Here is a 22,330-nt window from a genome sequence, read left to right as displayed (position 1 = left end):
TTGCCCTCATTTCCTAATTCCTTATTCCTAACTTAGGATTTTCTGTTTGTCAGCTAACTACATCAACACAGATTCCCGAAAAAGAATTTGTGCTATTTATTAGCTGCCCAGGTGGACGCCTTCGCCATACGCTTCGGCAACTGCTTCCATCACAGCTTCAGACATCGTTGGGTGCGGATGTACAGCGCTAATGATCTCATGTCCTGTTGTTTCGAGATCACGAGCTACAACTGCTTCGGCGATCAGCTCGGTAACGTGCGAACCGATCATGTGGCAACCCAACCATTCGCCGTATTTGTCATCAAAGACTACTTTTACAAAACCTTCTTCGTGGCCCAGCCCGGTTGCTTTACCGCTGGCAGAGAATGGGAACTTACCCACTTTCACATCATAGCCTTCCTCTTTGGCCTGCTCTTCGGTATATCCTACAGAAGCAATTTGAGGCTCACAATAGGTACAGCCCGGGATGTTGTTATAGTTGATTGGCAGGGGATCTTCTCCGGCCAGCTTTTCAACGCAAACAATACCCTCGTGCGAAGCTTTGTGCGCCAACCATGGTCCGCCGGCAACATCACCGATAGCATAAATTCCATCTACATTAGTCTGATAGGTTTCTTTGTCAACTTCGATTGCTCCGCGATCATAGTTCACGCCGATCTTATCGAGCCCAATCCCTTCAACGTTACCGGAAACACCAACAGCCGAAAGCACCACATCAGCTTCAACAACTTCTTCGTCGTCACCGCTTTTGATCGTTACCTTTACGCCGTCACCGTCTTTTTCGACATTCTCAACGGTGCTGCCGGTACGCACGTCCATGCCTTTTTTCTTGTAGATTTTGCCAAGCTCTTTGCCTACATCTTTGTCTTCTACAGGCACCAGGCTATCTTGCAGTTCTACAATAGTAACATCAGTACCGATCGTGTTATAGAAGTAAGCAAACTCGACCCCAATAGCACCGGCTCCAATGACAACCATTTTATCGGGCTGCTCTTCGAGCTGCATCGCTTTTTCAGAATCGATAACCATTTCTCCGTCAATAGGAATATTAGGCAGCTCGCGCGGATGAGCTCCGGTAGCAATAATAAAGCTATCAGCCTTAATCTCTTCCTGGGTCTCACCGTCTTCATCTACTACGTTAAGCAGATCTTTGGATTCAAAGACGCCTTTACCTTCAAAGACTTTGATCTTATTGGCCTTCATCAAGAACTGAACACCCTTGCTCATTTTGTTGGCTACATTACGGCTACGATCTACCATGCCGCCAAAATCTGCAGAAAAGCCTTCAACATTAACGCCATAATCGTCGGCATGCTCAATACTTTCATACACTTCGGCTGAACGGAGCAATGCCTTGGTTGGAATACATCCAATATTCAGGCAGACACCGCCGAGATGACGCTTTTCAATAATTGCTGTGTTAAAACCAAGTTGGGAAGCGCGAATCGCAGCCACATATCCTCCGGGGCCGGATCCAATCACGCAGACATCAAATTCTTTTGCCATGGGACTAAATTTAATTTATTAATTGAATAAACAGTTGAATGATTGATCCTAAACAAAAATACTTAGATATATCACAATGAATTTTAGCAAAACAACAATTCATCAAATCAATCATTCAGCCATTTTTAAAAGCGCTCTAATTTAAGAATTATAGACGAGAGATATAAGGATAGGTTCTTTAAAATATATTAGCCGCCATGGACTAACTATTAGACACAGAAAAGGGATCAAATAATATCTTTTGTGCTATCTCAGGATACTGTTTTGCCAACTCCTCTTGCCCGAGCATCTCAAAATCCTCAAATTCAAAACCCGGGGATACGGTACACCCCACCAGCGAGTAGGAACCGATGCTATAGGCCCGCTGCCAACAATTTGTCGGTACCAGTTGTTGAAAAAATGCCCCATCAGAAATACTGTTTCCCAATTTATAGCGAATAAACTGCTTCTCCTCATCAATAAGCTCAAGCACAAGGTCATCTCCCTTATAAAAATGCCACAATTCATCTGATGAAACCCGGTGCCAATTGGTACATACCTTGGCAGGCAACAAAAAATAGATGCCGGTTCCGGCACTCCGTATTTTTTCATCCGTTTCTGTTACCTCCACTTTACTCCGGTAGGTTTCCCTGTAATATCCACCCTCGGGATGAGGTTCCAGTGATAATTCAGAAACAATTCGGCTTACTATATTATCGCTTTTCATAAGCAATCTGTGAGGAACTTATCTGCGTATTTGAAGTATAGAACATGATAAGCAACTAGATATTACTACCAAAGGCCTTACTATAGTTATGAAACTCTTTAAGAGACTAACGGTACTAGCTGTAATTTTATCACTCGGTGTCATAAGCTTTAGCTGCAGTGATTCCTCAACGGGTACCAATCCCGATGATGATCCCCAAGAATTTAACAGTAAAGCTGCCCCCGGTGATTCGGCCCGCTCATTCTTAAGTAACAATCAATACACTTCATTAGAGGTGGAAATTGACTATATGCCGGGCCATGAACCCACGCAAGATGGACTCAACAGCTTGCAAACCTTTTTAGAGGAACGACTTAACAAACAATCCATCTCACTAACGAACAAAACACAAATTCCTTCTGGAGAACAAAGTTCATATACAATTGAAGATATCCGCTCACTGGAAAATAAACACCGCGACAATTTCACCAAAGCATCAGGCAATACCCTGCATGTCTATTTTTTAATGGTAAATGGTGAGTATAGTGACGGACAAGGCAGTGGAGAAAATGTTCTTGGAGTAGCCTACTGGAATACTTCGGTAGCATTTTTGGGTAAAAGAATGGAAGACATTAGCGGAGAACCTCCTGTAAATCCCAGCGAAGAAAAAATAGAAAGCACGGTCTTTCGCCATGAATTTGGTCACAATATGGGCTTAGTTGGCAATGGGAGCCCTATGCAAACTGATCATAAGACAAGCGGCAGTGCCCACTGTACAACCGACGGCTGCCTGATGGAACCTTCGGTTCGGACTACTGACTTCTTCTCTAACTTTAGCGGCAGTGTTCCTTCTCTTGATGATTTATGTATTGACGATCTGCAGGCGAATGGAGGCAAGTAATTGAGAATTAGGAATTAAAAATTAAAAATTAGGAATTGGGGAATGGAGAATTAGGAATTGAAAGCTCATTCTTCAATTCCTATCTCAATCCTGATGGAAGGTTTTATTTTTTGATACTCGCTCTAACATCTTAGTAATACGGCGTACCCGTGTCTCCTCTTTCTCAGCCTCGTAGATCCAGTCGAGGTATGCCTTTTTCTCGGACTCTTTGAATGCCCTGAAATTCTCCAACACCTCTGGCGGCTCCATTTCAAAGCACCAAATAACCTCTTCAGGTATTTCTACCGGCGACTCATCTCTGTATAACGTGATCTGCACGTAATCCCCGGCTTCTTTACCGATTGCCTTTCTTATTTTAGCACTCACCGATAAGAATAGATTACCGTCACCTTTCGCCATTAATTTGTGTTGACTAAGTACATAATCATCAATGGACCCTTTCACCACAAGCCAACCAAATGGTCTATTACCGTCAGGCGAAATCTCCGGGAGGTCGGCATAGGTCCATCCCCCTTTGCCCGAGAACTTTTGCAACAAAGCTTTCCGGTCTACTAATAGTGCTTCTTCCATATCCAATGCATTATCTGACATTATTTATATTAATGGTATTGGTAGATATTGCATGTCGGACGATTTGGCAAATCGTCCCACATATTTACCTCCTTGTCACTTAAGCTATGAGATACCAAAACCCCAACTGCATACTTTCCTCATCAGCCATCTGAAGTAATAACTGGCACACCGGCTCTTCTCGATATCCTTCGCAGATCTGCTTTGTTTGGTCAAACGTTTTACCAAGCGTGATTTCAGAATAAAGTTTTTCATCAATCCTGCCAATAAAATAGCCTCGTGTATTATCGTACCTACTAAGATATTCCGATTCTATTTTATCAGCGGTCTTCAAAAGCATTTCCCTGTCACCGGAACCATTTAGGCTAAAAGTACCATGCTCCACGCACGAAAAGTGATCAGGTAATGCGAACTCCTCTTTTAGGATACTATGGAACTTCATCTCCACGCTTTCCATATCGAGCAAACTAAAAAAGTGTTGGGCAGCTTCATTGGAATGGGCTTCCTCCTCAATCTGCTCAAGCGCTTCCATACTTCGGACAAACATTACATTAGCATACTGGTCTGAGTTATTTTTCACCAGGCAGTGCATAGTAATGCCCTCTTGCTTGCTCAAAAAGGCATCCTCAAAATCCATTACGGCTTCTAGTAGCGTATCTTCGGAAATATTATCTTTCTTCTTAAAAGAAGTGAACTCCATTACTGATGCAGCGGTATTTAGTCTTATCATCTCATCTATTTTTTATTATTAATTTTGTGAGATGATTAAAATAACCGCTGTTTTGACAACCCTATGTCAAGGGTGGTAAAAAAGATATTATACTTCCGTAACTAAGACTTACGTATTTTGCTTGAACTTGAATAGTTTTTCAGCTCCAACCTTCTGCTCGGCTTGAGAAAGCGCATAACCACTGTCAAAGAGCACTATGGGATGCCCCTCCATATCTGTGGTCACATGGGTAGAGTAACTACTATCCAAGGCCTCTATCACCTCTTTATCCTCTCCCAGCCAGCGCGCCGCATGGTAAGAGACTGAGTTCATATGTAGCTCGGTGTTATACTCGGTTTCCATACGGTGTTCAACGACCTCAAACTGCAGGGCACCTACGGTTCCAAGCAAAAGCTCATTGCCAACACCTTGGGGTACTTCAAATACGTGCACCACCCCTTCTTCGGCCAGCTGTTTGAGTCCTTCACGCAGCTGTTTTCTTTTAAAGGGATCTTTGGTGGAAACCTTCATGAAGTGTTCGGGCGTAAAGAGCGGTATTACATCAAACTCTACCGGATCATCACTGTAGATGGTCGTCCCAATACGAAATGAGCCGGGATTAAAAAGCGATACCACATCCCCGGGATAGGCCTCTTCAAGAATATTTCGCTCATCACCCATCAGGGTATGGGGGGTAGACATTTTTACGTTATTACCGGTATTGCTCTCCGTAACCTGAATACCGCGCTCAAATTTGCCGGAAGTAATACGGATAAAAGCAGCACAATCACGGTGATCGGGATTCATATTAGCCTGCATCTTAAATACAAAGCCGGAAAAGCCCCTTCCCAGATCGCGCTCTTCATCATTGATATCTTGATAGGCCTGTGGGGGATTGGCCAGTTCCGCAAAATAGTTCAGAAACACATCAACCCCGAAATTGTTAAGTGCCGAACCAAAGAATACGGGAGTAGCTTTTCCGTTCAGAAATGCCTCATCGTCCATCATCTCCATCATATCTTCAGTGAGCATGACCTCTTCCCGGAATTTTTCAACGTCATGGTCAGAAAGACGTGCTTGCTCAAGTCCTTCTTCCAGGTCATAGACTTCTGTCTCCGCCTTTTTAGCCCCGTGATCCTCCTTTTTCTGCAGATGAAGCTTACTGCCAATAAGGTCATAAATGCCCTGAAAATTCTTACCATAACCTAAGGGCCAAGAAGCGGGAACAGGATCTATGCCGAGCTGATTCTCAATATTACTAATCACTTCCAACGGGTCAAGACCGGGCCTGTCACATTTGTTAACGAAGGTAATAATCGGGATCTCCCGCATCTTACAAACTTCGAATAGCTTTTCAGTCTGCTCCTCAACTCCTTTGGCAACATCAATAACCATCAGGGCCGTATCGGCGGCAACAAGGGTACGCAGAGTATCCTCAGAAAAATCTTTGTGTCCCGGTGTATCCAGCAGGTTAAACTTGATATTATCTTTTTCGAAACGAAGCACTGAAGAAGTCACTGAGATACCGCGTTCCTTTTCAATGGCCATCCAGTCGGAGGCTGCATAACGATTGGCCTTACGCTGACGAATAGAACCGGCCTCGTGAATAGCACCTCCATAGAGCAGTAACTTTTCGGTAAGGGTCGTTTTACCGGCATCAGGGTGCGAAATAATCGCAAAAGTGCGACGTCGTTTCGCCTCTTCTATAATTTCTTGCTGTTGTTCTGTAAGCGTATCTGACTCGGCCATTTGTTATCATCAGTTTCTGGATTCTGAAAAGCCCGTAAATATACGAAAATATCGATCCCTTATCACCCTTTTGAATAAAAGCGAGTTCAACAGATTTTACGAATTGCCACAGATCGTTCTGCCTAAACCTGTTTAATCTGCTTTATCTACGTGAGGACCTTGCAAAACCTTGGTGTCGTCACGAATGGAGTGCGGCGATCTCATTTTACAGTTACTAATTGGAGATTGCTTCGCTTCACTCGCAATGACGAACTAAAATTGGAGGTTTTGCAAAGCCCCCCTCCCTACATGTCTATCATCTTAAAAAAGATCCATCTGTTTATCTTGGCGGTCAACGGGCCAAGCGGGCATTGGGTCCATCTCAATAAGGTCGGACAGCAGCTGATGAAATAGTTTGGCGATAGGCGGCTGACTTACTTTATCGGGCGAATGGGTAAATACATAGGGATGCAAACCTTCTTTGATCCAGTCGGCCACTACGATAGCCCACTCCTTTAAATACGACTTATTGGCAATAGGATCGTTGGATCCCACAAATCGCACTATGGGACGTGAAGCTGTATTAACGAACCGTACCGGCACTTGAGGCTTCTTCTTTTTGGCCTCCAATACTGAAGATTCATTGGATTTCATTTCATGCAATTTTCGCGTATCAAAAATTACGCGATTAATGCTGTACGTTTTAAGCAATCTGTTCAGACGATGCTCCTCACGGCCGTGGTCAAAAAAGTCGGGATGACGAACTTCTACCGCATAGCGATAGGCACTAGGCAATATCTTGAGCAATTGCTCGAGGCGAGAAAACTGCTGCGGTGAAAATTGCGGAGGAAGCTGAATAAAAAAGGGACCCAACCTATCTGAAATAGGATCAAAGGTTTCCAGGAAACGCTTCACATCATCTTCTACACCCTGCAGCTGCTTTTGGTGGGTAATAGAACGATGAAACTTAAAACAGAACTTGAAGATATCCGGCGTTTCGCGCCCCCACTTCTCAATAGTATCTTTGCTCGGGATATTATAGAAACTGGTATTTCCTTCAACAGCATTAAATACCGAAGAGTATTGTTTAAGATACTCTCTCTGCTTGGCATCATCGGTAAAAAAGTTACCGACCCAATCGCGCAGGCTCCAAACAGTACACCCGAGATGGTATTTTCTTATACTCATATCAACGATAGTTCAAGGCGGACAAAGCCTGTCCACCTATTTTATAGCTGTTAACTCATATTGAATTTAGTTTGCCGAGGACTGGGTTCCAAACAAATTTAAATTGTACAGTTTCCATTAAACCGCCGTCTATTTCGCCTTGCTTCCCAGCCACGACTCACGAAATGTTTTCTGTTCGGCAGTAAGTTCCTTTCCGGCCTGTTCATAAGTTAGTAGTTCGAGCTCAGGATCCTCATCCAATGTCACAGCGGCCTCATACTCTTGGCCCAATGAGCTGTAGGTGACAGAAAGCTCCTCGCCAGGCTCATGGGAAGCTAACAGTCGATTCATATCCCGAGCATTTTGAATATCTTCTCCACCCAAAGAGTGGATCACATCATTAACGTCCAGACCGGCCTTATAAAGCGGACTTCCTACCTTGGTATTTTCTGAAATAGTAGCTGTATTTTCTTCATAATTTATACCGGCCCCAAAGCTAAGTACTGCTTCACCGGGATGTGCCTTTTGCAGAACAAAGCCGGCCTTAGCTAACAGCGGGGCTAAATCTACCTGCTTTCCATCACGAACGTGCTGATCAAAAAAGGTCTTTGCAAACTTGCTGCTATCGGTTACTTCGGCCAAAGTCTGTTGCAGGTCCTCAATGGTATACGGTTTTTCTGTTTTACCATATTTTTTCCAGACTGCACGCATATAATCATCCAGGCTAACATCTTCAAATTCTGAACGCAACGTCAAATCAAGCCCCAACCCAATAACTGCTCCCCATGGGTAATACGAAATAAAGGTGTTTGCTTTGTTCTGGGCATCCACCGAGGTAGCAGCATCTACAAAAGGAGCCTGCATACTCATTTCGATGGGACTATAATACGTATTGCCCGGTGAGTTGAGTACATAATTAAGCGTGCCGGCCCAATCGGATGCATATTTTTTATTTGAAATAAGCCCGGTTCGGCGGATAGTCAAATCATCGTAATAGCTGGTAAAACCTTCGGCAAACCAAAGGGCATCCGAAACATTAGCCCCCATAAAATTAAAGGGCTCAAGCGTTTTGGGACGTAACCGCTCTACATTCCAGCTGTGGAAGAACTCATGAGACAGAGTATATAAATTTCTCAATGCGTTGTCTCCCTCCAAAGATCGGCGACTCGTCAATATGGTAGAGTTTCGGTGCTCCATGCCATCCCCAAACACATAGGGCAAATAATCGGCAATAAAAGTATAGGTATCATAATCAAAATCAGCGGGCTCACCATACACCGCAACCTGTTCGGCCACGACCTTTTTGGCCATATCCGTATACCGGTCAACTTGTTCTCTGGTACCATTGTGATGTACAGCCAGCTGTATCTTCTGCCCCGTCGTATCTTGTGGAGCATCCCATTCACTCATCATAAAGTTGCTTAGCTCGGTAGGGCTATCCAAAAAGTAATAGTAGTTCGGTGCCGTAAAGGTATAACGGTCTTCTGTCTCTTCAAGTTGGGTAGCGACTTTCCAACTGGCCTTTTCTGGCGGATGGAAATTGACCGTAATGGGGGCATTGGGTAACGATCGTACGAATGCAAAGGTTGCCGGCATATTCAAATGGGCATGCTGTTCATTAATACCCGTATAGGTACCGTCAGCATGGCGACCATATAACGTATAGTTAAAAGTAAGCGTCCCATCATGATTAGACACCGTCCAGTTGTGCAAATCCGGTCGGTCAATATCCAACGTATCGCCCTGCCCATTTACTGCAGTTACATCATATACATTTTTAGCAAACTCATGTAATGCATATCGCCCCGGAGAAGTCCGGCTCATTGATACCGTTACGGGACCGGGCAGAAGGTCCTCCAATGTCAATGATATTTGGGCCTCATGATGTTCGGCATTCTCAAAATGCACATCATAAGTGATATTGGGATTTTGCTCTTCCTTTGCGATGCAGCCACCTAACAAAATGAGAGCACATGCAGATATAATAATCTTCTTCATAGAAAACGTATCAGCTTTTGATTGATCTTAAACCTCTAGATAAGATTTTTTAAGGTTTTTTCCACAAAGGTGTTTCACCCGAAGACTTTACAAACCTCTATTCCCCGCTCCGAAGCTTACTCCTTCCATCAGAAGCACAAATCCCCCTGAGCTTTTGCAAAGTCTGGCTTCAAAAATCAATCGCACGAACCGTATTTTTAATAGCTACTATTCTTGACGGATACTGTCAACGGGATTAATAAGTGCAGCCCGCAAAGACTGGTAGCTTACTGTGAGGATACAGATAAGTATACTACCCACGCCAACCGCTAAAAATACTGGAACTATATTCCATCCAAGTGTTATACGGGATGGAAAACTCTGCAACCATTGCGTGGCAAGATAATAGCATACCGGCCAGGCAATAAGATTGGATATAATGACAAGCTTCACATAATCTTTCGATAGAAGACTTAAAATGTTGGGTACCGTTGCACCCAATGCTTTCCTAATACCGATCTCTTTGGTTCGTAACGAGGTGGTAAATGATGCCAAGCCAAACAACCCTAAACAAGCTACAAAAATACAGAGAATAGAAAATATGCCTGCGACACTACTCATTTTTTTCTCTGAGGAATAAATTTTCTCTAGCTCTTCATTGTGAAATGTATAGGTGAAAGGATCAATATGATTTACCTCATTCCAAACTTCACGAATATGTTCGAGCCCCTCTTTTACATTGTTAGCAGCTAATCGAACGGATGAATATTCTATTCGGGAGACACGAGGTATCTCTTTCTCAACTACATTAATAACAAGAGGAGAAATTTCTTTTTTGATAGAGGTATAGTAAAAATTGTCTACAACACCTATCACTTTGTAAGACTCTCGTTCATCTTTCGAATTTGTGTAATAGAAAATTTTCCCAAGTGCTTCTTCCGCATGATCAACCTGCAACTGTTGCAGCATCGCTTTATTTATCACAATTGCCTGGTCAGGATCAGTAGGATGATCTTTGGAAAACGGGCGGCCTGCCAACACATTAATATTATAAGTATCAAAGAAATCATGCGTAACATGCAGAATCATATTGGTCGGTGGAGCGCCAGGCACATTTGCGGGAGTATACTTCGAGAATGTTTGCCGGTCTGAACCTAACACCTTACTCATTCCAGTTACATTCTTAACCGCCGGGTTCTTTAGTGCTTTCTCCTTAAACTTTGGGTAATACCATGCGATCAGTGTCTGCGTGATAGGCATTACCACGACCTGATCCTCATCAAACCCCAGCTTCTTATCCTGCATATGCTGGAGTTGCAAATACACAATTACGGTACCTATAATTAACATTACTGAAAGAGTGAATTGGAAGATCACCAACCCTTTGCGAAAGAGCTTACCTCCTCCATTCTTAATCTCCTCTCCCTGCATTATATCCACAGGCGTATAACCGGATAAATAAAGAGCTGGATACATTCCGGAAAACAGTACCACCAAAATGAAGAGCCCCGCCAGCGACACTACTACTGAACCTGTACCTAAGAAGCCGATACTGAGCTCTTTACCTACAAAATCACTGAACCACGGCAGACTCCAGTAAGCCAGCCCAAGAGCCAGCAAAAAGCCCAGCATGGTCATCAAAAAAGACTCGCCCATAAACTGGTAAAAAAGTTGTGATCGGCTGGCTCCCAACACTTTTCGCATCCCTACCTCCCGAGATCGTTCTGTTGAACGCGCCGTACTCAGGTTTGTAAAATTAATACAAGCGATAAGCAATAATAAGAATGCCACCGCTGAAAAGAGGTAAACATGGAAAATGGATCCATTTGACTCCATCTCCAGATCCAAATCGGAGTACAAATGAATATCGGTTAGTGGCTGTAAGCCCAGTGATATTTTTTCCCCTTCTTCACGGTTAGCGTAGTTTTTCTCCACAAAATCAGGGAGCTGTTTCTCCAAATCTTCTACCGGTGCCCCCTCTTCCAATAGGATATAAGTCCAACAGGGATTCCAATACCACCGCTTTGTAAAACCGTCCTTGTTATACAACTGTTTAAAGCTGTTAAAGGAAAGCAGCATATCAACATGGAAATGCGAGTTTTTGGGCATATTTTTGAGAACTCCTGTTACTGTAAAGGTCTCAGACCCTTTAAAACTCAGCTGTTTTCCAACCGGATTTGTATCCCCAAAAATGCGCTCGGCCTGCTCTTCCGTTATAACGGCCGACATCGGTTCATCAAGCACCTCTTCAGGATCTCCTATTGCCAACTCTGCAGTAAATACATCAAAGAAGGTAGAATCTGCCACATAAAAATCATCTACTCTAAATGATTCGTCTGTTTCACGGTTAAGAATAGTTCGCACCTCCTCCTGCATATCAAAGAAGCGTACCATCTTCTCTATTTGTTCCGGATAATCACTTTTTAACGTTGGACCAACCGGGAAGGGGGTACTTGCTCCTACTTCTGTCTTCGAAGAGGTAACTGTTTTTTGAGTGACCCGGTATATACGATCACCCTTTTTATGAAATTCATCATAACTAAGCTCATTAAGTACAAAAATGGCAATCAGAAAACAACAAGCTATACCGATAGCCAAGCCCAAAATATTGATTACAGCAAAACTGGCCCTTTTTTTGAGGTTACGAAGAGCAACCTTTAGATAATTTTTAATCATTATTACACTTTTAATACTCTACAGATACTTGATGGCTAATACTATAAGAGTATTAAAGTCGACAAATGTTACAACATTATGCCGATATTAAAACAATTTAATGTTTAAGTTACTTTTCGCTATCCAATTAACCAGTGGGGAACAATAAACCATGTGGTTTAATTACTACTGAAAGCTAACACTACTCACTTTGCAAACTTTTAACGGGATTTGTTAATGCTACCCGTATCGACTGCCAGCTAACTGTAGTAATAGCAATAATGAGTGCAAGGAATCCTGCCATTATAAAAACTTGTGCTCCCAGATCAATTTTATAGACAAAGTTATCTAACCACTGGTTCATAGCATACCAGGCCAGTGGTATAGCAATCGCAAATCCCAAGCCTACCAGCTTCAAAAAATCTTTACTCAACAACATCACGATGTTAGCCACCGAAGCCCCCACCGCCTTACGAATACCTATCTCTTTTGTACGGCGTTCTGCCGCAAAAGCAGACAATCCATAAAGCCCTAAACAAGCTATTATAATGGCCACAATTGTAAACAGAGAAACAATTTGAGCCAATCGCTGTTCGGTACGGTACATGGAATCAAAAACCTGGTCCAAAAATTCATATTCAAACTTGCTATATGAAGCGTAGTTAGCTAATTCATTTTTAATCATATCCAACGCAGATGAAATTTTATCAGGGGCTAAACGTACAATTAGTTTACCTCCAGACGACCGATAAGAACCTTCAAACATCTGCAGCGATACAGGTTCTATTTTACTTTTTAATGAGGTAATATGGAAATTCTCAACCACCCCAATAACCTTCCCTTCCTTGCTAAGGCCGAAGGGTTTGCCTACCGCCTCTTTCACAGACCAACCCAACTTCTCAGCTGCTTTCTTATTAATGATATAAGCGTTTTCCCTGTCGGTAGATAAATCCGGTGAAAAGTTACGTCCGGCCAATAAATTAATATCCAAGAGTGGCAAATAGTAATGATCCACAATCGCCGGAGCGAACATAATTGACTCATCAGACTCCACCTTATGCTGGGCAGATAGATTGTCTGGTGTTTGTCCCATACGAGTGCTAAACCCTCCGGGAGCATGATTTGCTGTAGAAACCCCTTGTACACCGGCTAAGGTTTGCACCTTATCCGCAATACTTTCTCTTAGGTCCCAGCTTTTACTGTTGGGCAAATCAATAACAGCTACCTGCTCATCATTAAAACCCAGATCTTTGGTCTGTGTATAATCGAGTTGTTTATACACTACCAATGCACTGATAATTAATATCGTTGCCAATGCAAATTGCCCTACGACCAGTGATTTACGCAAAATTGATCCGGAAGGGCCATTACCGGCTTTACTTCTTATGACAGATATAGGATTAAAACCGGATAAATACAATGCAGGATATAAACCGGCCAACAATCCTACTAAAACAGCAGCACCCAAGAGGCCCAGCAGAAAAAACTCATTAGCTTGCCATGCAATACTGGTACCAAAAAGTTGATTAAAATGGGGAAGTACCAGCTGAGCGATTCCGACTCCGATGATATAGGAAACTACCGACAAAAGCACTGACTCACCCAAAAACTGACCTACAATCTGCCCCCGGTTTCCGCCCAATGTTTTGCGTACCCCAACCTCTCTCGTGCGCATCGAGGTTTTTGCCGTAGCCAAATTGATATAGTTAACGCAAGCAATCACTAAAATAAAGAGGGCTACAGAACCAAAGAGATAGAGATACGTTTTACTACCGGTAAATCCTTTACTTCCGCTCTCTTCTGATAAATGATATTCCGTTAACGGTACATAAAAAAACCTATTCTTTAAAGCCTCTTCATCTTCACTATCGTAGAGAGTTTCAGCTAAAGACTTGAACTGTAAATCTAAGGATGAGAAAGAAGCCTCCGGCTTCAACAGACCATATGTTTCTACGTTAAACATCATCCAGGCTTCAGGTTTCCGCTGAGACGCAGGCCGCGTGTTGTATGATATTAATCCCTCAAACTGTATAGATGACTCTGTTGGCGGATCTTTTACAATACCTTTTACGGTAAGCATGTGAGCGGAGTCCGCCTTTTGCCAATACAGTGTTTGCCCAACAGGGTTTTGAGTATTATTAAAAAGTTTTTCTTTTGCTGATTCTGTCAGCACAATACTATTAGGACTATTCAACGCCTGCCCAGCCTTACCCCTAATCAACTCAAACGAAAAAACATCAAAAAATGAAGGCTCTGCATATTTGCCATCACCAATCTCTACAAAGTCCTGCTCGCTTCGGCTAAGCTTCAAGTTACTGGCGGAAACCACTCGTGTTGCTTGTTCAACTGCGGGCATCTCTTCTACCATCGCATCGGCCAGTGGATGTGGAGTAGAAAGCATCCGGCCAAAGAACTTATACTCAACACCTACAGAGGTAATACGATCAGCCTTTTCATGAAACTGATCATACTGCAGCTCTGTACGAGCATAAAGTGCTATTAAGATGCAACAAGCCATAGCAACGGCCAGCCCAAATATATTTATGAAGCTATAGCTCTTATGCTGTCTCAAATTTCGAAATGCAACTTTAAAGTAATTTTTAAACATAGTTCTACCATTGGTGTGACATTAACCTTACAAATTAGAACTTAACCGGTCCCGTTTTCTTCTTGAAGAAGTTGTTATTTTTTATACATGAAATCCTTCTTGCATATTCTCAGTGACCACATGCCCATCAAAAAGATTAATTACCCGGCGTGCATAATCGGCATCATAAGGGGAGTGTGTCACCATTACGATGGTAGTACCCTGCTCATTGAGTTCAGCTAGCAGCTTCATAACCTCGTCGCCGTGGTCAGAATCCAGGTTTCCGGTAGGCTCATCGGCCAATATCAGATTTGCATCTGCTACTACGGCCCGGGCAATAGCAACGCGCTGCTGCTGTCCCCCCGATAGCTGTTGCGGAAAGTGGTTACGGCGATGCATCATACTCATGCGTTCCAGCGCAGCTTCTGCCTTTTCTTTACGCTCACTGCCTGAAATCCCCAAATACAACAGCGGGAGCTCCACATTTTCAAAAACGGTAAGCTCATCAATAAGATTAAAGCTCTGAAATACGAAACCGATATTCCCCTTACGCAATTGGGCTCGCTCACGCTCCGATCTATCAGATACCTCTTGTCCCATAAAATGGTATTCCCCCTCGGTGGGATTGTCGAGCAGGCCCAAAATATTGAGCAGCGTTGACTTTCCGCACCCCGAAGGGCCCATGACGGCACAGAACTCTCCCTCTTTAATTTCAAGGTTCACATTGTTAAGTGCTGTTGTCTCTACTTCTTCAGCAATATAGATCTTCTTTAGGTTTTTAGTCTTGATCATAGCATCTAGGTTTTAACGTATTGAGTGTTAAGGTATTTGGATATTATTTTTTGCTTAATCATTTCTCATATTCGCTTTCCGCTACATATTTATAAATTCTTCCCCGATATAATGGGTGTTGGATTCCATTTTTTATGATAACTGCAAAAATCTTCCACAATATTGGCCATTACAGATCGACCAGATAACCTATTCTAAATTCAGAACTTCATTATCTCCAAAGGTACCATAACCTGAAATGATCACCTTGTCGCCCGGTTCCAGTCCCGATAATATTTCCAGATATTTTGGGTTCTGTCGGCCTATCTGTATTTCTTGCTTCTCGGCGCGCTCACCGTTCTCTGTAATTAGATAGATCCAATTACCTCCGGTATTCTGGTAAAATCCTCCTCGCTCTACCAGCAGGGCCTCATCAGAATCACTGACTTCCAGGCGAATCCGGACCGTTTGCCCACGGGTTAACCCTTCCGGGGCCTCGCCGATAAACTCCATATCCACTTTAAATTGCCCGTTTTCTACTACGGGATACACTTTTGTAATCTTAAGCTCATGCGTATCCCCATTAAATTCAAAAGTCCCTCGCAAACCGGTAGTAATACGTGAAAGGTAGAACTCATCAATCCCCACCCGCACTTTATAATTATCTAAAATATCGATCTGCCCAATACGCTCTCCTGAAGAGATTGATTGTCCGGGATTGAGCTCTATGGTCGAAAGCTGACCCGATATGGGAGCCGTTACTATCAGGCGCTCCAAGATATTTTGAACGGCCTGAAGGCTCCGCCACATACGATCTAATGAGTGATCTATTTGTTGAAGCTGTTGGCTCGACTGCAACGAATCTTGCTTAAACGACTTATAAATAAGGTTGTAGCGTTTTTTCTGATATCCATAATTCTCTTTCGTTTCCAGGAACTCTTGCTCGGCCACCAGATCTTTAGCCATCAATTTCTTTTGTCGATCATATTTCGACTTGGCTATTTCCAACTTATTCTCCGCATTGGCCAACCGTTCTTTTAGACTCAATGTGTTTTGTTCAATATTAAGTCTCGAATTTCGGGTTTGATTAATCTGATCATAAATAGCCGAACTCTGCTGCAAGACGCGCAACCTCAGGTCTGAGTTAGAAAGTGTTAGTATGGTATCTTCTTTTTCTACCAGCGCACCCGACTCCCTATATATCTCCTCAACTACTCCACCTTCAATAGCATCCAGATAGATTGTTTGTATGGGCTGTACTGTACCCGTCACACGGATGAAATCCTGGAACAAGCGTTCTTGCACAATACTGACAGTCAGCTTATCTCGATCGACATTAAGTGTAGACCGATCATCCATAAAGATAAAACTGTACACGAATAGAGCTATAATAGCTACCCCACCTACAACAAAAGCAATACGTTTAGGGGACCACTTTTTTTTCTCAATTTTTCTATCCATCCCCGAACTCGAAATACGACCACCGGACTCTTCTGACATTAGCAGAAACTTAAATTGATTATAATGATTTGTTCATTCTTTATAATTGTACTATTCAATGATTATGCCAAATTAAAAATAGCCTTCAGATTGCTATAAAAACACCTTGGATAGGTCAGCAGTGTGCGCATCTATACAGGAGGTGTTCGATAACGTACAGTTTATTTCGTATAATCGTTATTAAACTGTCCCTGATATGCATATAGCATACAAGAGAATACTCCATAATTGAATATTATTCATAATCCATTTTAAATGAATATCCTTGAAACCGAAAAAAAGAGTGGCCAATTATTAGTAGTCGATGATGATGAGGATGTACTACAAGCTGCCCAACTTTTTCTTAAACAACATGTTTCGAATGTTGATACCGAGAAAAACCCTCATGCCATTCCTAATCTAATCAAAAACAACCACTACGATGTTGTTTTGTTGGACATGAATTTTACTGAGGATGTGAGCAGTGGCCAAGAAGGGTTTAAATGGCTCAAAAAGATTTTACAGATCGACCCTTCACTAGCTGTTGTCCTGATAACTGCTTACGGAGATGTGGAAAAGGCGGTCAAGGCAATAAAACGTGGAGCCTCCGACTTTGTACTCAAACCCTGGAAGAATGAAAAGCTGCTTGCTACCATCAACGCTGCTTTAAACCTTACTAAGTCGCGCCGAAAGGTTGAAACACTGGAAACCCAGAAAAAACAGCTCAGTGCTGATATCGATCAACATTATCAAGATATAGTTGGCCAAAGTGCTGTAATGCAAAATGTTTTTGAGACCATTGAAAAAGTAGCTAAAACTGATGCCAATGTACTCATTACCGGTGAAAATGGGACTGGCAAAGAGTTAGTTGCTCGAGCCCTTCACCGGCGTTCTAATCGCAGTGAAGAGGTTTTTATTAATGTAGATATGGGGGCAATCTCCAAAAATCTGTTTGAAAGTGAACTTTTCGGCCATCAAAAAGGAGCCTTTACTGATGCCAGGGAATCGAGGGCCGGACGCTTTGAAATTGCTTCCGGAGGCACGCTTTTTCTGGATGAAATTGGGAATCTCCCCCTTCCATTGCAACCCAAACTGCTTTCGGCAATTGAGTCACGAACGGTTACAAGAGTGGGAGGAAACATACCAAAAGAAATTGATATTAGACTTATTTGTGCCACCAATGAACCTATTTTAGAACTGGTACAGCAACAAAAATTTCGCGAAGACCTGTTATATCGAATAAACACCATTCAGATACAACTGCCCCCACTTCGAGATCGTACCGAAGATATCCCCTTGCTGGCCAATCACTTTTTAGAAAAGTATGCCCACAAATATGAAAAAGAGATTCATGCTCTTTCTGAGCCCACTTTAAACAAGTTGGGATCATATCGCTGGCCGGGCAATGTTAGAGAACTTCAACATGCCGTAGAACGTGCTGTTATCATGACGGAGCATAATATTTTACAACCCGAAGATTTCTTACTAACCTCACAAATGGATAACGGTGACCATACCTTAGCATTTAGCAACTACAATCTTGAGCAAGTAGAGAAAACGGTTATTCAAAAGGCACTAGATAAGAACGGGCGAAATATTTCAAAATCAGCCGATGAACTCGGGCTCTCAAGAGCTTCATTATATAGACGAATGGAAAAGTATGGCCTTTAAAAATTTTCGGATTGGAGTTATTGGACGCACCCTTCTCATTTGCACCACTATTGCATGCTGGATGTACCTGTTATTACATACCCAGTACTATATCAGCGGCATTCTGATAGTGGCAGTAACCATTTTTTTAGTAATCAACTTGATTCGCTATGTCGAACACACAAATGAAAAACTAAGCCGTTTTTTGAACTCTATTCGGTACTCCGATTTTTCCAGTTCTTTTCGAGACCAAGGGCTCGGCACATCCTTTAAAAACCTTAACAGTGCTTTTTCAAAGGTTATTAATGAGTTTAAAAAAGAGCGACTCCAAAAACATGAAAACTATCGGTATCTACAAACGATTGTTCAACATATTGGAATCGGCCTCATCTCCTTTGACCAGCAAGGTGAAGTTGAGCTAATCAACACTGCGGCAAAACGTTTATTTAATATTCCCACCCTGCGGAATATCGATGATCTGGAGGATATCGACACCAAGCTATATGAAACAATTATTCGCTTACGTAGCGGTCAACGATCGCTAGCGCGCATTTCGGTACAAAACGAACCTTTACAACTGGCTCTATCGGCTACAGAGTTTCGGATGCGCGACAACAATTACAAACTGGTGTCATTTCAAAATATACACACCGAACTAGAAGAAAAAGAGATGGAGGCCTGGCAAAATCTCACCCAGGTGCTGGCGCACGAAATTATGAACTCCATTACCCCTATTGCCTCCTTGTCTGAGACCATTCATACGTTACTCAAAAAAAACTTGTCAACACAAAATGGAGCATATCGCATTGACCACGAATCGTTTAGCGATGTTAAAGATGCCCTTGAAACAATTCACACCAGAAGCCACGGACTAATTCGTTTTGTTAACTCTTACCGGGATTTTACCCAAATTCCAGATCCAAACTTTCAAGTCTTTAGTATTAAAAAGTTACTCCAGCACATTAAAAGCCTCCATAAAGGCGAAGCAGAAAACCATGACGTCTCCATAAATATTTGTACTGATCCCGATTCCCTGGAAGTTACTGCCGATCCAGACCTTATTGAACAGGTACTGATAAATTTGACAAAAAATGCTTTCAGAGCCCTTAAGAACACTGGTAATGCCTGCATTACACTCATTGGAGGACTGGATGAACATGGAAAACCTATCATTAAGGTAAAAGACAACGGTGATGGTATAAAAGCTGAAAATTACCGAAAAATATTTATCCCATTTTATAGTACTGAAAAGGCAACTTCTGAGGGCGGCTCCGGTATTGGCCTTAGCCTGTCACGCCAGATCATGCGCAAACATAATGGAACACTGACTGTTTCTTCCAAAGATAATTTGGGCACTACCTTTACCCTTCGATTTTAATGAGTGCTTACTTTTATTTTTTAGAAAGATTAGTGAACAAAAACTCACCCTTCTCTTTTTATTGCAGTTCTACTATTACCAAACCAATTGGATTCTTATACTGTAGCTGAGTATGCAAATTGAATTATTTTCGCCTTTTAAACTACACCTCGTATATTTCAGTGAACTAACTTGTCATTTTTGACGTAACCCTATGCCTAACAAACCGCTTCTTTCGGTAGCTATTGTTGTTCATAACCAACGGGATGTTATTGAAGCAACCTTAACATCATTGTATGAACTCAATGATATTCCAATCGAGCTTTTTTTGATTGATGATGGTTCTACTGACGGAAGTAAAGATGCTATCGAATCGCTGTTGGACTATCACCAACATGAGCAAACATTTTACTATTCTCATAGCAAACCGGTAGGACGTGGTAATTCGCTAAATGAAGCTATATTACAATGTAATGCTCCATTATTCTGGGCTCCTGAGACCATAGGAAGTATTAATGAAAAACAACTGGCCCAACAACTTCGTCGGCTTCTTGACTCTGACAGTGCTGCTCTTACTCAAAGCTACAACCTTCCCTCTACCCACCGCCAATGGGTTGATCTTATATTGGAAGACCGCTGGCTCACCGACGGTGAGTTCATCTGGAATTTACCGGTAATTTCACCGGCCAATCACTTCTTTAATCCCTACCTACAGCAGCACCATGGTATAGAGCTGGCTGCTCGACTGGGAGATATTTCATCTTTAAACTCACCAGACCACTGGTATACGCCCAGTAGCTTTATTGATTTACCGAAGCCTAACAGCTATAGCCAACAAGAATTGCTGATAACGATTCTGCGTCGAGCAGATATTTCAGGAGTTGTCCATGGTGAGCTTTTGGACAAGCTTAACACCCTAAGTGATAAATCAAAAACAACGCCAACTGAAAGTTTTGATAACGAGTTACTGGCCGAAGCCCTGCAAATGAAAAAAGATGGGCGCTTTAATTCCGCGTTGGAGCTCATTGAAGAGGTGCTTGAAAGTGAACCCAGCCATCAAAAAGCACAGCAGCTAAAAATAGAAATTCTCGAAAAAAAGCGACGGTTTGTAGAAGCCTCCGAACTTAAACATGAAGTCAACAGGTCTCAAGTATCAGAACCAGAAGAAACCGATGAACCATCGAGGGCAGAAGAATCAAAAGAGGAAGGTATTGAATTAAGCCTGATCATTCCCACTACCACACACGGTAAACCGGCTCTGGAACACTGTCTTTTATCGATCTCCGAACACTGCAGTAAGTCTGGGGTGGAGCTTATTGTAGTTGACAATGCCAGCCTTGACGACACCCATGATTACCTTGACGAGCTCAAAGAAAAGAACTTCTTGAATTGTAAAGTAATTACCAATAATAAGAATATCGGCTTTGCTGCCTCCGTTAACCAAGGGATTGACAAAGCAAATGGGCGATATGCCTGTATCATCCATAATGATGTTGAATTCAATAGTGATTCGCTCTTACAACTGAAGAAACTCATGGATGCCCACCCTGATTTTGCTATCCTTGGGCCAAGCACCAATAAAACCCTGAACCCCGAGCAGGCCAAGCGAAATGTAGAAGATTCCGATCCCAAACTGGTTCGTACCGAATACCTCGACAGCTTCTGTATGATGATCCGTTTAGACACAGAATTAAAAATGGATGAACAGTTCCAGCTGGCTTTTTTCGAGGATATTGATATCTGTTTCCAGGCCCGAAAAAAGGGGCATAAAGTAGGTATTGCCCCTCACGTTAGCGTAGAACACCATTTTGGCACTACAACCTTTTCATTAGACCTTGACACTGAAAGTGAACAGTACTGGCGAAACGTCTCTTATTTTAATGAGAAGTGGGATGTAGAAGTCTTTTCTAAAGAAGAGCTAAAGTCGCTGAGTACCTTCGACCAACTCTTAGCACTCGACGACCTGGTCAATCCCCTCTTCCCGGAAGAAGAAATCCAGAAACAGTTCCAGGAACTCTTTACTGATGAGTTAAAAACGGAGATCCTCAAAACAAGCCACGACGCAGAAACACTTTGTAAGCTGGTTCACCTTTTTATGGTAATGGATGAACGGGAAATTATGCGTCGGCTCGAAGATCGTCTTGATGATATTGAACTGCCGGCTTCACTTATTTATCAGCTGGTGCGCTTCTATTATAATCGCAACATCTATTCTCGCTGCACGCACTATCTCAGCCAGCTGAAGCCTCAGAATGAATCACTCAGAGCCGACCTTTACCAGCTGGCTATCAATGTAGAAAATAAAGATCTTGACCAGGCGATTCCCCTCCTTAAAGAACTTATGAAACATACGCCTGCTAACCCGATGCTCTATAAGCTTGCCGGTGATATTCATAAGTTTAGCGGCAACCAAGATGAGGCTAGCTCTTTTTATGATCTGGCTGAACAGATCAATCCCTTTGAGTTTACTAACGAAGAAAAGGATGCTTTTGGGTTTAAGCTTTAATGCTTTCCACTTTACATCAAAAGATGGCTGTGAATATGGGATTGGTGAAACTTCTATGGCTTAGCCTAAGAACTGGGTAAAA

The 22,330-nt window shown here is 42.5% G+C and carries 15 protein-coding genes; 4 read left to right on the top strand and 11 right to left on the bottom strand.

Features of this window, described 5'->3' with window-relative positions; all coding sequences use genetic code 11:
* Positions 1-99 precede the first annotated feature (99 nt).
* Positions 100-1,506, bottom strand: a complete 1,407-nt coding sequence (lpdA, locus tag G3569_RS03150; RefSeq protein ID WP_165265983.1) for a dihydrolipoyl dehydrogenase — start codon at positions 1,504-1,506, stop codon at positions 100-102.
* A 202-nt stretch (positions 1,507-1,708) separates the two neighbouring features.
* Positions 1,709-2,212, bottom strand: a complete 504-nt coding sequence (locus tag G3569_RS03145) for a cupin domain-containing protein (RefSeq protein WP_205720006.1) — start codon at positions 2,210-2,212, stop codon at positions 1,709-1,711.
* 88 nt (positions 2,213-2,300) lie between these two features.
* On the opposite strand from G3569_RS03145, the gene G3569_RS03140 reads away from it, so the two are divergent.
* A complete protein-coding gene (locus tag G3569_RS03140) occupies positions 2,301-3,092 on the top strand; it encodes a peptidase (protein WP_165265981.1) in 792 nt (263 codons plus the stop codon).
* Between the two features lie 84 nt (positions 3,093-3,176).
* Here G3569_RS03140 and G3569_RS03135 read toward each other — a convergent pair whose 3' ends face one another.
* The 9 genes from G3569_RS03135 to G3569_RS03095 all read right to left on the bottom strand — a co-directional run bounded on the left by G3569_RS03135 (position 3,177) and on the right by G3569_RS03095 (position 16,756).
* Positions 3,177-3,683 carry a YdeI/OmpD-associated family protein gene (locus G3569_RS03135; RefSeq protein WP_205720005.1) on the bottom strand — a complete coding sequence of 169 codons (507 nt, stop codon included), beginning with the start codon at positions 3,681-3,683 and terminating at the stop codon, positions 3,177-3,179.
* Between the two features lie 79 nt (positions 3,684-3,762).
* On the bottom strand, positions 3,763-4,392 hold the full coding sequence (locus tag G3569_RS03130) for a hypothetical protein (protein WP_165265979.1): 630 nt from the start codon (positions 4,390-4,392) through the stop codon (positions 3,763-3,765).
* 108 nt (positions 4,393-4,500) lie between these two features.
* Positions 4,501-6,120: a peptide chain release factor 3 gene (locus G3569_RS03125; protein WP_165265977.1), complete on the bottom strand. Its 1,620-nt coding sequence runs from the start codon at positions 6,118-6,120 to the stop codon at positions 4,501-4,503.
* A gap of 300 nt (positions 6,121-6,420) precedes the next feature.
* A complete protein-coding gene (locus G3569_RS03120) occupies positions 6,421-7,287 on the bottom strand; it encodes a DUF72 domain-containing protein (protein WP_165265975.1) in 867 nt (288 codons plus the stop codon).
* 129 nt (positions 7,288-7,416) lie between these two features.
* Positions 7,417-9,264 (bottom strand): M61 family metallopeptidase, encoded by a 1,848-nt coding sequence (locus G3569_RS03115; protein WP_165265973.1) that lies wholly within the window; start codon positions 9,262-9,264, stop codon positions 7,417-7,419.
* Between the two features lie 207 nt (positions 9,265-9,471).
* A complete protein-coding gene (locus tag G3569_RS03110) occupies positions 9,472-11,919 on the bottom strand; it encodes an ABC transporter permease (protein WP_165265971.1) in 2,448 nt (815 codons plus the stop codon).
* 181 nt (positions 11,920-12,100) lie between these two features.
* Positions 12,101-14,506 carry an ABC transporter permease gene (locus G3569_RS03105; protein WP_205720004.1) on the bottom strand — a complete coding sequence of 802 codons (2,406 nt, stop codon included), beginning with the start codon at positions 14,504-14,506 and terminating at the stop codon, positions 12,101-12,103.
* 81 nt (positions 14,507-14,587) lie between these two features.
* Positions 14,588-15,277, bottom strand: a complete 690-nt coding sequence (locus G3569_RS03100) for an ABC transporter ATP-binding protein (protein ID WP_165265967.1) — start codon at positions 15,275-15,277, stop codon at positions 14,588-14,590.
* A 189-nt stretch (positions 15,278-15,466) separates the two neighbouring features.
* Positions 15,467-16,756, bottom strand: a complete 1,290-nt coding sequence (locus G3569_RS03095; RefSeq protein WP_205720003.1) for an efflux RND transporter periplasmic adaptor subunit — start codon at positions 16,754-16,756, stop codon at positions 15,467-15,469.
* Between the two features lie 255 nt (positions 16,757-17,011).
* On the opposite strand from G3569_RS03095, the gene G3569_RS03090 reads away from it, so the two are divergent.
* From G3569_RS03090 to G3569_RS03080, 3 genes are all read left to right on the top strand, one after another.
* On the top strand, positions 17,012-18,406 hold the full coding sequence (locus G3569_RS03090) for a sigma-54-dependent transcriptional regulator (RefSeq protein WP_165265965.1): 1,395 nt from the start codon (positions 17,012-17,014) through the stop codon (positions 18,404-18,406).
* Positions 18,396-19,763 carry a sensor histidine kinase gene (locus G3569_RS03085; RefSeq protein WP_165265964.1) on the top strand — a complete coding sequence of 456 codons (1,368 nt, stop codon included), beginning with the start codon at positions 18,396-18,398 and terminating at the stop codon, positions 19,761-19,763. The genes G3569_RS03090 and G3569_RS03085 overlap by 11 nt, the downstream gene beginning before the upstream one ends.
* A 193-nt stretch (positions 19,764-19,956) precedes the next feature.
* Positions 19,957-22,248, top strand: coding sequence for a glycosyltransferase (locus tag G3569_RS03080; RefSeq protein WP_165265962.1), 2,292 nt, complete (start codon positions 19,957-19,959; stop codon positions 22,246-22,248).
* Positions 22,249-22,330 lie beyond the last annotated feature (82 nt).

Origin of the sequence: Fodinibius halophilus, from assembly GCF_011059105.1 — a bacterium.
Lineage (GTDB): Bacteria > Bacteroidota > Rhodothermia > Balneolales > Balneolaceae > Fodinibius > Fodinibius halophilus.
This window is presented reverse-complemented; position numbering and strand designations above follow the sequence as displayed.

Coding starts and splice junctions, on each gene's coding strand:
- lpdA (WP_165265983.1), bottom strand. CDS start 1,506: ATGGCAAAAGAATTTGATGTCTGCGTGATTGGATCCGGCCCCGGAGGA.
- G3569_RS03145 (WP_205720006.1), bottom strand. CDS start 2,212: ATGAAAAGCGATAATATAGTAAGCCGAATTGTTTCTGAATTATCACTG.
- G3569_RS03140 (WP_165265981.1), top strand. CDS start 2,301: ATGAAACTCTTTAAGAGACTAACGGTACTAGCTGTAATTTTATCACTC.
- G3569_RS03135 (WP_205720005.1), bottom strand. CDS start 3,683: ATGTCAGATAATGCATTGGATATGGAAGAAGCACTATTAGTAGACCGG.
- G3569_RS03130 (WP_165265979.1), bottom strand. CDS start 4,392: ATGATAAGACTAAATACCGCTGCATCAGTAATGGAGTTCACTTCTTTT.
- G3569_RS03125 (WP_165265977.1), bottom strand. CDS start 6,120: ATGGCCGAGTCAGATACGCTTACAGAACAACAGCAAGAAATTATAGAA.
- G3569_RS03120 (WP_165265975.1), bottom strand. CDS start 7,287: ATGAGTATAAGAAAATACCATCTCGGGTGTACTGTTTGGAGCCTGCGC.
- G3569_RS03115 (WP_165265973.1), bottom strand. CDS start 9,264: ATGAAGAAGATTATTATATCTGCATGTGCTCTCATTTTGTTAGGTGGC.
- G3569_RS03110 (WP_165265971.1), bottom strand. CDS start 11,919: ATGATTAAAAATTATCTAAAGGTTGCTCTTCGTAACCTCAAAAAAAGG.
- G3569_RS03105 (WP_205720004.1), bottom strand. CDS start 14,506: ATGTTTAAAAATTACTTTAAAGTTGCATTTCGAAATTTGAGACAGCAT.
- G3569_RS03100 (WP_165265967.1), bottom strand. CDS start 15,277: ATGATCAAGACTAAAAACCTAAAGAAGATCTATATTGCTGAAGAAGTA.
- G3569_RS03095 (WP_205720003.1), bottom strand. CDS start 16,756: ATGTCAGAAGAGTCCGGTGGTCGTATTTCGAGTTCGGGGATGGATAGA.
- G3569_RS03090 (WP_165265965.1), top strand. CDS start 17,012: ATGAATATCCTTGAAACCGAAAAAAAGAGTGGCCAATTATTAGTAGTC.
- G3569_RS03085 (WP_165265964.1), top strand. CDS start 18,396: ATGGCCTTTAAAAATTTTCGGATTGGAGTTATTGGACGCACCCTTCTC.
- G3569_RS03080 (WP_165265962.1), top strand. CDS start 19,957: ATGCCTAACAAACCGCTTCTTTCGGTAGCTATTGTTGTTCATAACCAA.